8 protein-coding genes and 1 pseudogene are annotated in these 12,215 nt (G+C 57.9%); all 9 read right to left on the bottom strand.

What is annotated here, in order from left to right; translation table 11 throughout:
• Window positions 1–90 precede the first annotated feature (90 nt).
• Window positions 91–2,124 carry a potassium-transporting ATPase subunit KdpB gene (gene kdpB, locus C4334_RS13515; RefSeq protein WP_352432619.1) on the bottom strand — a complete coding sequence of 678 codons (2,034 nt, stop codon included), beginning with the start codon at window positions 2,122–2,124 and terminating at the stop codon, window positions 91–93.
• Between the two features lie 10 nt (window positions 2,125–2,134).
• Window positions 2,135–3,893, bottom strand: a pseudogene (gene kdpA, locus C4334_RS13520) (potassium-transporting ATPase subunit KdpA).
• 32 nt (window positions 3,894–3,925) lie between these two features.
• On the bottom strand, window positions 3,926–4,033 hold the full coding sequence (gene kdpF, locus C4334_RS13525) for a K(+)-transporting ATPase subunit F (RefSeq protein ID WP_352432620.1): 108 nt from the start codon (window positions 4,031–4,033) through the stop codon (window positions 3,926–3,928).
• Between the two features lie 139 nt (window positions 4,034–4,172).
• On the bottom strand, window positions 4,173–5,705 hold the full coding sequence (locus C4334_RS13530) for a porin (protein WP_352432621.1): 1,533 nt from the start codon (window positions 5,703–5,705) through the stop codon (window positions 4,173–4,175).
• Window positions 5,702–5,959: a hypothetical protein gene (locus tag C4334_RS13535; protein WP_352432622.1), complete on the bottom strand. Its 258-nt coding sequence runs from the start codon at window positions 5,957–5,959 to the stop codon at window positions 5,702–5,704. Before C4334_RS13535 ends, C4334_RS13530 begins: the two co-directional genes overlap by 4 nt.
• A 540-nt stretch (window positions 5,960–6,499) precedes the next feature.
• Window positions 6,500–7,213 carry a response regulator transcription factor gene (locus C4334_RS13540; RefSeq protein ID WP_352432623.1) on the bottom strand — a complete coding sequence of 238 codons (714 nt, stop codon included), beginning with the start codon at window positions 7,211–7,213 and terminating at the stop codon, window positions 6,500–6,502.
• Window positions 7,214–7,385: 172 nt separating this feature from the next.
• Window positions 7,386–8,558 (bottom strand): sensor histidine kinase, encoded by a 1,173-nt coding sequence (locus tag C4334_RS13545; RefSeq protein WP_352432624.1) that lies wholly within the window; start codon window positions 8,556–8,558, stop codon window positions 7,386–7,388.
• Between the two features lie 246 nt (window positions 8,559–8,804).
• Window positions 8,805–11,066, bottom strand: coding sequence for a YCF48-related protein (locus C4334_RS13550; protein ID WP_352432625.1), 2,262 nt, complete (start codon window positions 11,064–11,066; stop codon window positions 8,805–8,807).
• A gap of 641 nt (window positions 11,067–11,707) precedes the next feature.
• Window positions 11,708–12,215 (bottom strand): OmpA family protein (locus C4334_RS13555; protein WP_352432626.1); only part of this gene is annotated, 508 nt, incomplete at its 5' end.

A 12,215-nucleotide genomic window follows, 5' to 3' on the forward strand; every position in this document is an offset into this window, starting at 1 on the left:
GCCAGCGGATAGATCAAGCCCAAAAGCACCGTCGTCACGATCGTCATCGAAATCGCCGTCATCAAGTCTTTCTTCATCATCTTCTCTGCCTCAAGTGAGATTCAACGCTACGATCACAAGATCGATTAACTTGATGCCGATAAATGGCGCGATCAATCCGCCGATGCCGTAGATGAGAAAATTGCGTCGCAGCATCGCCGTCGCCGGCATCGGACGATAACGAACGCCGCGAAGCGCCAGCGGTATGAGCGCGATGATGATCAAAGCGTTGAAGATCACCGCCGATAGAACGGCTGATTCAGGACTATGCAAACGCATGATGTTGAGCGCATCGAGTACGGGAAGAGTCGAAACGAACATCGCCGGGATGATGGCGAAATACTTCGCCACGTCGTTGGCGATGGAAAAGGTCGTCAGCACCCCGCGCGTCATCAACAGTTGTTTGCCGACCTCGACGACTTCGATCAACTTCGTCGGGTTGGAATCCAAGTCGATCATGTTGCCGGCTTCTTTCGCCGCCTGCGTTCCCGTGTTCATCGCCACGCCGACATCAGCCTGCGCCAAAGCTGGTGCATCGTTCGTCCCATCGCCGATCATCGCAACCAATCTTCCTTCGGCCTGTTCTCTTCTGATCAGTTGAAGCTTATCTTCGGGTTTGGCTTCGGCGAGAAAATCATCTACGCCCGCTTCGCGCGCAATGGTCGCCGCCGTCAATGGGTTGTCGCCCGTGATCATCACGGTCTTGATGCCCATTTGACGCAGTTGATTGAACCGCTCGCGTATTCCAGCTTTGATGATGTCCTTCAAATAGATCGCACCGAGCAAGCGCCCGCGCTCGGCGACGACGAGCGGCGTGCCCCCCTCGCGCGCGATTCGCTCGACCACCTCCCGCATCTTTGGGGGCACCTCACCTCCATTCCGACTCACATAATCCGCAATCGCATCGGGAGCGCCTTTTCGGATTTCACGACCGTTCCAGTCAACGCCCGACATGCGCGTTTGCGCCGTAAAGGGGATGAACGCCGCTCCTTTTAGTTCTCGCCCGCGCAATCCGTAACGCTCTTTCGCCAAAACGACGATGGATCTTCCTTCGGGAGTCTCATCAGCGAGCGAAGCGAGTTGTGCCGCTTCGGCCAACTCTGGTTCGCTCACTCCATCGAACGGGATGAACTCTGTCGCCTGCCGATTGCCGAGCGTGATGGTCCCGGTCTTATCGAGCAGCATCGTATCGACATCGCCAGCCGCTTCCACCGCGCGCCCGGACATGGCGACGACGTTGCGCTGTAGCAATCGATCCATCCCGGCAATGCCGATCGCCGAAAGCAATCCGCCGATCGTCGTCGGAATCAAACAGACGAGCAACGAGACCAGCACGAAGAGCGATTGCGGCGCGCCCGAATAGATGGCGAACGGTTGCAAGGTGGCGACGGCGAGCAGGAAGATGATCGTCAATCCGGCGAGCAGGGTGTTGAGCGCGATTTCGTTCGGAGTCTTTTGACGCTCAGCGCCTTCGACGAGCGCGATCATGCGATCGAGGAAAGTCCCTCCAGGATCGCTCGTGACGCGCACTTTGATCTGGTCCGAAAGCACACGCGTGCCACCGGTTACCGCCGAACGGTCGCCGCCAGCTTCGCGGATGACGGGGGCCGATTCGCCCGTGATCGCGGATTCATCGACCGACGCGATGCCTTCAATGACTTCGCCGTCGGCCGGGATGAACTCACCTGCCGAGACGATGACCACATCGCCACGGCGCAACTGCGGGCCGGCAACCTCTTCGATGCTCCCGTCCTCGCGCAAGCGCCGTGCCCTGATGCTGGTTCGTGCCCGGCGCAAACTGTCGGCTTGCGCCTTGCCGCGCCCTTCAGCCATCGCTTCGGCGAAGTTCGCAAAAAGCACGGTGAACCAAAGCCAGAGCACGATTTGAAATTCGAAAGCCAGATGAACGGGCGCAGCGGCCAATAGATCGCGCAATAGGCCCACGGTGAGAACCGCGCTGCCGACTTCGACGACGAACATCACGGGATTTTTGATCATCACTCGCGGATTGAGCTTTTTGAAAGCCTCAATCAGCGCGCGACGCACAATCCTCGCCTCCCACGTGCTGATCTTCTCTTTGCTCATTTTTCAGCCCTCAAAACGTCTGCCCCGCGTACATGAGAAGATGTTCCACGATCGGTCCAAGGCTAAGGACCGGGAAAAAGGTCAGCGCGCCGACGATCAGAATGACGCTGACGAGGAGCGCGACGAACGTTGGCGTGGTCACGGGAAACGTCCCAAGCGACGGCGGTACGCTCTTTTTGCGCGCGAGATTTCCCGCGATCGCCAGCGCCGGAACGATCATGAAAAACCGTCCGAGCAGCATCGCCATTCCAATGCTCGTGTTATATATACCAAAGAGTGTTGGCGTTCAACCCGGCGAAGGCCGAGCCGTTGTTCGCCGTTCCCGAAGTAAAAGCATAAAGCATCTCCGATAAACCGTGTGGACCGTTGTTAGCGAGCGAGTTCAAACCAAACGAAGTGCGCGCGGAAACGGCCGTTAACGCGAGGATAACGAGCGGGAAGATGATGACGTAAAGCATTGCCATCTTCACATCATATGATTCGATCTTCTTGCCCAGATACTCCGGCGTGCGCCCGACCATCAATCCGGCAATGAAAACCGAAAGAATGACCATCACCAGCACGCCAGAAAGACCTGCCCCGGCACCGCCGAAGATGACCTCGCCAAGTTGCATGTTCACAAGCGGCACAAGCCCGCCGAGCGGCGTGAAAGAGTCGTGCATTGAGTTGACCCCACCGCAAGACACATCTGTGGTGACGGTGGCAAAAAGGGTCGAAGAGGCGATGCCAAAACGCACCTCTTTGCCTTCCATGTTGCCGCCCGGCTGCGCCTCGCTCGCACGCTGGTCCACGCCGAGCGAGGCGATGATCGGATTGCCGCGCGCTTCGGCCCAGTACGCGACCATGACGCCAACGAAGAAGAGCAGGCTCATCGCCGCGAAAACGGCCCAACCATGCCGTTGCGAGCCGGTCATACGCCCTAACGTGTAGGTGAGACCGGCGGGGATGGCGAGGATCGCCAGCATCTCCAGAAAGTTCGAAAGCGGAGTCGGGTTCTCGAACAGATGGGCGGAATTGGCATTGAAGAATCCGCCGCCGTTGGTGCCGAGCATCTTGATGGCGATTTGCGAGGCGGCTGGCCCTTGCGGAATCGTTTGCGTGATCATTCGCTCGCCGCTTTCGCCTACCGGCGGGTCTATGAGCGCGGCAACCTCATACGCGCGGAGGTTCTGAATCACCCCCTGCGAGACGAGCGCGAGCGCGAGCACGAAACTGATCGGCAGGAGAATCCAAAGGACGCTGCGCGTGAAATCCACCCAGAAATTTCCAATGGTATGGGACTCGCGCCGCGCGATGCCGCGCACGAAGGCGACGGCCACAGCCATACCGACAGCAGCCGAAGCGAAATTGTGGTAGGCAAGCCCAGCCATCTGCGTCAAATAGCTCATGGTCGATTCGCCGCTGTAAGCCTGCCAGTTCGTGTTCGTTGTAAAGCTCGCCGCCGTGTTGAACGCCAAATCGGGTGCGACGGCGCCGAACCCTTGAGGGTTAAAGGGCAAGATACCCTGAACGCGCTGAAGTAGGTAGAGAACAAGCATGGACACGGCGCTGAAAAGCAGCACGCTCCAAGCGTACTCGGTCCAGCGCATTTCGCGTCGTTCGTCAACGCCAGTTACGCGGTAGATCAAGCGTTCAAGCGGCCGCAGAACTGGATCGAGCCACGTCCGCTCGCCTTGGTAAACGCGCGCCATGTACGCGCCGAGCGGTTTGGTGACGAGCAGCAAGAAGGCGAAAAAGATCGCGATTTGCAACCAGCCGTCGAGCGTCATGTTTCACCTCACCACGAAGGTCCGACAACCACTCATAACTTCTCCGGACGAAGAAGCGCACGAAGCAGATAGACGAGTAACCCCAATGAAACTAGTAATCCGACGATGTCTTCCGCGCTCATGATGATTTCATTCTCCATCGCGCAAGCTTTCGCACCAGCGCACATATATGCCAGCGAAAACAAAAAAGATCAACGTCACCGCCACAAAGACCGAATCCGCCATTTTGCATCCTCCATCTTCACGAAATCACACCGCTCCATGGGCGCGCCGCTTCCATCACCTAATGCTCAACCACCAAGTGAGTCCTAGCGTGAGCGTGTTCTGCTCCTTCTTCAACAAGCCAGGGCGTTCGGTGAAGAAGAAAGCGCGATTAGAGAAATCGCGCCGGTATTCGGCGCGACCGAGAAGCCCGTCGGCTAATTGGCGATCAAACGTCAGCGTGTACTCCTTGAGCGCTTGCGAAGCCCCAGAGAAAAGGCTGCCGTCGGCAGCGACTCTTTCCGCTAAATACTCGAAGCGCCCGGCAACAGCCGATTTCGGCGTGAGCTGATAACGCAGATAACCGACTCCGCCCCACACCGTCGCTGGGGGGCTATGCCGAAAGACGCGCCCGATGACGTAATCGGCCTCGAGCGCGAGCGTCAGTTTGTCCGTCACGTTGAAAGCGTGATAGGTATCGAAGATGTGCAAACGTCCATCTGGGACGGGTCGAATGACGTCCAAACTCAATCCCGGCTGCGTCGGCACCGCTGGGAACCCCGGATTGAGAAGGGGTCGCCGGTCGCGCTGTTCCCGCCCGACGTAATAGTTGAATTGCGAAGCGATGCGTTTATGAGGCTTATAACCGATGAGGAGGGCTTGTGATTTGAAGCCGTTGAAATCCTCTGCTTGTTGTGCGCCGTTGACTAACCAGTATTCCAACGAGAGCCGTTCAGTTAGAGCGTAGTTCGCCCGAAGACCGAAGTGATAAGAAGGCAGGAAGTTGGAGTAGAACGAGCGCGAGTAATTGAAATTGTCCTTGGTGTAATTGGTTTCGTAGCTGAGCGAGCTAGCCCACTTGCCGAAATCGACCTTCAATCCTTTGCCCACCGGGAAGATGTATGTGCCGTATGCTTGCCACAAGTGACGGTAGACCTGTGGCCGCGGCTCATTGTTCGGACTGCCCTGCAACGTTTCAGTCGCTTGTCCGAACATCAGATCGACCCGCATTCCGAAACGTCGCCCTTTTTCGACATTCGGCGCGCGTTCGATGACGAGCGCCGCTTGATTCAGACTGAAACTGTTGGAAAGAACATCGTAGGCACGCAAGAGATTGATGCCGCCGATGGGACGGTTGAAATTGTAACCGTAGTAGCCATCGACCGTCAGATCGAACTTCAATCCTTCCGGCAAGCCGCTCGACGAAGTCCGCCCGACGTTTGAAGCATCAGCAGAAGATACTCTCTCTTTCCGTGTGTGAGAGGTTCCATCCGTGTCCGTTTGCGGGGCTTCGACGGGGCGCGGTTCGCTACGAGCTTCACCGCTCATGTTGCGTTCGATCTCCGATAGCCTTCGTTCCAACTGCTCGATGCGCAACAGCAGGCTGCGTTCGCGGTCGGTTGAATCGTCGCGGTCGGTTGAATCGTCTCCTGAGTTCGTCGATTGTTCCGAACGAGCTGCATCTTGCGTCGCTGCAGCGACCGCCTGCGCTTTGCCGTCGCTCCAACAGCCGAGAAGGCCGAGGAAGAGCGGGACGACGCAGGCTGAACGACGAAAGGCTTGAACTAAACCGATCGCTGTGGGGCGAAAGACGCGAGAACTTTCCTTCATTTCGTCTCCTTTCGATCCTCTCTCATCTTCTTTTCTGCCGACTCAAAGCAATATGTGCCGACGATCAGCAAAGGCAACACGGCGAAGAGCAAAAGCGCCCCGCCAAGGCGAAAGTAGAAGCGCGCGTCTCCATGGCAGAACCAACTGACAGCGGTGAGCACGGACCCGAAGATGCCTGCCATGACGCCCGCGACGCCGACCGACGCTCCGAGGAATCGCAGCCGCTGTGCTCTGTTCGGTGAGCTCTTCGCCATAAAAGATCTTCTTTACCAAGGGCTCTCCTAAAACGGCTGACTAGCCGTTCGCCCGTTCACGATCGATTAAGTTAAACCTGCTTTCGTAAAGGGCGCGTAAAGCGTCAATAAAGATTTCGTAAAGGCCACACGAGACTCAGCGTCGCGGCTGAAAAAAGGAGGAGCGGCCGGTTTCTTGAACCCAAAGACGAAAGAGAAGAGCTTTGCTCTATCCCTTCGAAGCTGGCGATGTCAGCAAGTTAGGCGTCAGCGAATCGGGTTAGCCATTAGGTCGAGTTGCGAAGACGAGAGTGTAGATCGGCAGCGCGCGGCCACCTCCCTGCCGCATCGAATCGAAATGAGAAAACCTCTTGTTCGAAACCGATCGAAAGAGCGCGAGATCGCCGCGACCATCATCGAAGCGATGCGCACGGAGTGAACGAGCGAAGAGGTTCGCAATCAAAGCGAAGGTGAACGCGCACCGAAGAGTTGAGAGAAACCATGTGTTGACATCAGGCGAACGATTTCGCCCCCTGACGACGCCCTGTGATCTGAATTGGCTCAGTCGCCCTGTGGGTTGAAGCGATAGCCAACCCACGGCTCGGTCAAGATGTAACGCGGACGGTCAGGATCGGGTTCGACCTTTCGGCGCAAGTTGCCGACGAAGACGCGCAAATATTCCTTCTGCTCGGTATATTCTCCGCCCCAAATCGCCCCGAGCAGCTTGCGATGCGTCAGCACGCGTCCTGCGTTCTGGACAAAGTAGAGCAAAAGATCGAACTCCTTGGGCGTCAAACGCACCGTTTCGTCGCGCACCTTGACGCTTCGCGTACCGAGATCGATCCGAAAATCGCCGACCTCGAGCGTTTCGTTCCTTTCGGGGAAAGCGACGTTCGACCGACGAAGCGCCGCGCGTATGCGCGCCAACAACTCGGCGATCCCGAAAGGTTTCGTCACATAATCGTCCGCGCCCATATCGAGTGCTTCCACTTTCGTCCTCTCTTCGCCCTTGACCGACAGGACGATGATCGGCACTTGCGAGACGAGACGAAGGCGACGACAAACCTCCAACCCGTCGATTCCCGGCATGACGAGATCGACGACCACTAGATCGGGACGCCAATCCTCGAAGAGCTTGAGCGCCGCTTGCCCATCCAAAGCCGTTTTCACATCGTAACCTTGTGCGCCGAGACTTGCGCGCAGGACGCGCACGATTTGCGGCTCGTCATCGACGATGAGGATACGAGCCGCTTTTTCGGAAGCCATTTGTTTCATTGCGGAAGACGATCCTTTTCGCTCAACCAACCCGCGCTACGCCGCGCACCGCAAACGGTCCGCTGTTTACGCATCCGGATGGCTAAAGGAGGAAGAACGGTTCGCCCTCTCCGACTGAACTCAGGCGCGACTTACCAACAGTCGCAGCGACCTTTTTCCCCATCCTCGTTCCTCAGGTCTGACCAGCAACAGCGGCCTCTTCGTCATCGCCGATCGGCAAACGGAAGACGACGCGCGTTCCCAAGCCGCTGTTGCCATCTTCGATCCAGATCCGCCCCCCATGAGCTTCGATGATGCCGCGCGCGATGGCGAGACCCATTCCACTTCCCTTTCTGCTCGTTCCGCTCTCGCTGATTCGGAAAAAACGATCGAAGACGCGCTCGCGCAATTCCACAGGGATGCTCGGCCCTTCGTCTTCGACGGCGATTTCGATCCACTGATCTTCGACGTGGCGCCCTTTGATTCTGATCGGTTTATCGGGCGGCGAGTACTTCACCGCGTTATCGATCAGAAGGAAGACGACCTCCGAGATGGCATGCGAATCGACCGACACCACCGGCAGTTCACCATCGATGACGAGATCGATTTGGCGTTTTGCGACCGCAGTTTCAGCGCGTTTGAGCGCAGCTTCGATCAGCTCCTCGGGCGCTTCCCAACGAAGATGAAGACGCAGCTCGCCAGCTTCGATGCGCGCCATCTTCAACATCTTTTCGGTGTAACTATTGAGCCGATCACACTCTTCGTCGATCACGAGAAGCATCTCGCGCCGCGTCTGTTCGTCGAGACACGCACTTCCGACGCCGTTTTCAAGCAACGTTGTCACCGACGCTTTGATCGAAGTAAGCGGCGTTCGTATATCGTGAGTGACGGCATCGAGCAAAGCCGACTTCAACTTTTCGCTGCGCCGCAGCGCTTCGGCATGGCTGGCCTGCTCAAACGCTTCCTTCAACTCGCTGTAAAGCCTTTCGATCTCACGCCGCCTTACCTCGGCTTCTTCGGCACGTTGGCGCGCAAGCGACGAGAGTTGTCCTGCAGTCAGCGCGACGACCAAAAAGGCGAACAGCGCGACCCAGTTCTGCGGATCAGCGATGGTAAGCGTCCCGATGGGCGGAAGGAAGAAGTAATTGAAACCGAGCACGGCGATCATCGATCCGAGAAAAGCCGGTCCACTCCCGACAAAAGCGGCAATGAACAGGATGACCAGCGTCATGGCCAGCGCAACCGTGGTCGGATTGATCTTCGTCCTCAAAAGCACGAGCGCTCCGATTGCCACAACGACGCTTGTGACTGCGAGCACATATCGTGCCGCCAATCCCTTTCGCTCGAACGAACGGTTGAACGACATCAGTCCATTCGTGGCCGAAATCTCACCGCAAGGCGATTGCGGCCGAACCTCTTTTCATCATCTGCTTGCATTATACGTCGAGACGGAATCCAACTCACAAGAAGATCGCGAGAGCGTCGCACAACGCGGCTCTGAAGATGAGCCAGAGGTGGGATGAAAACCGGAAAGAGCGAGAGGAGCCGACGATGGAAGGCAGCTCCTCTCCTTCCCCACAGATCTCAGCGCCTGCGAAGGCGTTTGCCAGCCTCAGCGCTGTTCATCGGAAGCAGCCGTCAACGCGGTGCCTCTTTGCGCCACATAGATGCCGCCGGAGTGCGAGCCGACCAGCAGCTTGTTGGCGCTGCGCTGATCGAAGGCGAGCGCCCACACGCGGCGGCTCGGTAGGTCCGGATCGACTCGTTCCCAAGTCATTCCGGCATCCGTTGAACGGAAGACGCCACCGCCCATCTCGAAGGCGCTTCCGGTGAAGATCTCATCCGTGTTGTTCGGATTGATCAAAATGCTCGTGAAACTCCCGATGGGAAGGTTTCCGCCGCGACGCAACCAAGTCTCGCCGCCATCGCGCGACAGGTAGAAGGTGTGCGCGGTGCCAACGTAAACGTAAGCCGAGCGCTGCGGATCTTGTACAATAGCGTTGACGGGAGCGATGGTCGGAATGGCTTCGACTCGCTGCCACGTCTCGCCACCATCTCGCGACACGAGAACGCCCGAAGAAGATGTTCCAACCCAGATGGTCTTCGGGTTCTGCGGATGAGACGAAACGGCCAAAACACGCGCGTCGAACCCATTGCCCAAAGGCACTCGCTGCCAACCTTGCGTTGGATCGTAGGTGCGATACAGGCCGCTATTGGTCGCGGCGAAGATGCCCGGACGTCCGTCGCGCTCATCGTGCGTCGGGGCAAGCGCGTTGATTGTCTCTTCGGTCAAGAAGACTGGCGTCGAAGAATCGGCCTTTAAAGCAAGCGCAGCGAGCGTGCGCGAATCGAGTTTGCCGGTTTGCGGCAACCCTTTATCGGACTGGAATTGGCGAATCGCCGCCGCAGTTTGCGGCCCCATGCGCCCATCCGGCGCGCCGACCTCGTAGCCAGCGGCTTTCAGCGCTTCCTGCACGCGGCGCACCGTCTCATCAGCAGTCGCGCGCGGTGCGCGCTTGCGCGCCGGTTGCCTCAGCGGCGTGACGGCGGACCAAGACAAACCACGGTCCAACGAGCGATAAAGCCCCATATTGGTTCCCAAATAGATGACGTTCGGATCGCGCTGGTCTTGCAAGATAGCGTAGGCGATCAACTGTTTCGGCATGTTGCGCATAGCCGGTTGCCACGTCATGCCGCCATCGTCGCTGACGAAGAAAAAGCCGCCGCCAGTGGTGGTGTTAATGGTCGAAGCGTAAATACGTCCCGGACGTTCGCGATCGGCCACCACGGCGTAGATCAACCGCCCGCTGAAACCGTCGTTACTCATCGCGAAGCTGCGTCCGCCATCGCGCGAAACCATCACGCCGTAATTGTTCGTGCCGATATAGACGACATCGGGGTTATCCGGATGCACGGCGATGGCATTGATCTCGAGTTGTTTCGAAGTCATCAACGTCCAAGAGCCATCCGCGCCCCCGCGCGTTGAACGCCATAGACCCTCGGTGGTTCCCGCAAAGACGATCTCGGGACGCGATGGGTGCTGCATGATGTCGCGCGTGCGGCGCGAACTGGATGGGATGCCCTGAACCTTGCGCCACGTTTCGCCTGCGTCTTTCGACTCGTAGATTCCGCTGCAGGCCGAAGCGATGATGTGATCCGGATTGCGGCCATCGATCTCGATGGCGAAAACGTCTGAATCGTCAATCATCCCCTTGTTGATTTTGCGCCACGTCTGCCCGCCATCGGTCGTCTTGAACGGCAAGTGCCACGATCCGGCATAGATCACCTTGTCGTTGCGCGGATCAATGGCGAGCGATTCGATGTTGGTGTTGGTCATCCCCGTGGTCGGGAGTTTAATCCACGTCTCGCCAGCATCGTCCGACCGATAGACGCCGTTGTTCGTTCCAGCGACGAGCACATCGGGCTTGGTCAACGATTGAGCGAGCGAGTGGACCGCTTCTGTCTTCAACTCCTTGGCCTCGCGCCACGTTCGCCCGCCGTCAACAGACTTGAAGAATCCGCCCGGTTCCTTGTGCCGATGAGCGCCGACGTAAATGATCTGCGAATCGCGCGGATCGATGATGATATGGTCAACGTATAGCCCCGGACGATTAAAACCAGGCAGGCGCGACCAGCTCTGCCCGCCATTGGCGGAGAAATAGATTTGACCGTCGAGCGTTCCGAAATAGATTCTGCGCGCATCTTTCGGATCAATGACGAGCGAGCGAACGTCACCGCCCATCGGCCCGGTCGCGCGCCAATCGATCAGCGCCGTCGAGCGCGCCTCACCGCGCAATTCAGCTTGCGCCTTTATGCTCGGAAACAATGTGGTGGCAAGCAGTGTCAACGCGAACGCATAAATTGAAGAGCGCATCCTCACACGCGCTAACCGAAAGCAGCGACGTCGGGGTTGTCGAATCATTTCCATCTCCTCGAATACCATTTTGATCTCTTCTCGTTACTGAAAAACGTCCTCAGAGCCAAGCGTTAGGGTCGGGCATTAGCCCTCGAATCTTTGCCAAAAACGACTTCTCATCTAGCCGGAGAGCGCGGCTCGTTGTGGGATGATCTGGCTCATCCATGCGGTTGCACATCGCTTTCGTGAGAGCATCGGCTCTTCGCAAGAATCCGCGCAGCAAAAAGCAAAAATTGGACGCGAGAAAAGAATGCGGCTGCCCATTGTTTCGCCGAGAAAGTTATTTGATCCGCCGCAACATAAACGCGCGCTTCACGTAAAACGAGCGTGTGTAACGAGTCGCTTTATCAACCGAAACCCGCACGCTCCATTTTATGCCGAAGGCCGCTCGCGCGAGCAAGCGCTTTTTCGACAAAACGGCTTTCGCCGACACTTCGGTTGTACAGAGGGAAGCCCCTTCTTTTCAGTTCCGGGGCGCGGAACCGATCCTTTGGGCTTTTTCGCGGGGGCAGAGTTACAAAGAGAGGGAGCGGGCAGCGCTAAGTCAAGCGCCACCCGCTCGCAAATTGCCGCAGCTTTCTACGACTCGGCCATCGCTGCTAGCGACGACGAGGCCGACGACGCGGAGCGCGACGCTCCGGTACCGTCTGCACTTCGCTGGCATCGACAGTCGGCGTCGGCGTCGGCGGCTCGGCACCTTGCGGCACGATCCAGAGTTCCACCGTCAGCGTCTCGCGGTAACCGCCGTCCACCGTGACGATGCGGCCAGCTTCGATGCCGCGAGTGTTGACGAGGTAATCCTTGGCTCGCTCTGCACGACGCAGCGCTTCGCCCGCACGTCCACGACGACCGCCGTAAGCGATGATGTAGCCTTGCGCGCCGGGCTGGTTCTGCAACTGAATGGCGAAGTTATCGAGTCTGGCCTTTTCATCGTTGAAGGCGATGTTGCCGTACTCATCGAACTTCACCGATTCAGCGCGCTGGACCACTGGCGTCGAGCAGCTCGCCGTGTTGGTGCAACTGGCGTCGAGTCCGCCGATCTCGACGGTCGCCGTCACCGTTTGACCGCCGAGGTTCGCTGTGTCGACTTGAATCGTCGGCGTGCCT

Origin of the sequence: Pyrinomonas sp., from assembly GCF_040289685.1 — a bacterium.
GTDB lineage: Bacteria > Acidobacteriota > Blastocatellia > Pyrinomonadales > Pyrinomonadaceae > Pyrinomonas.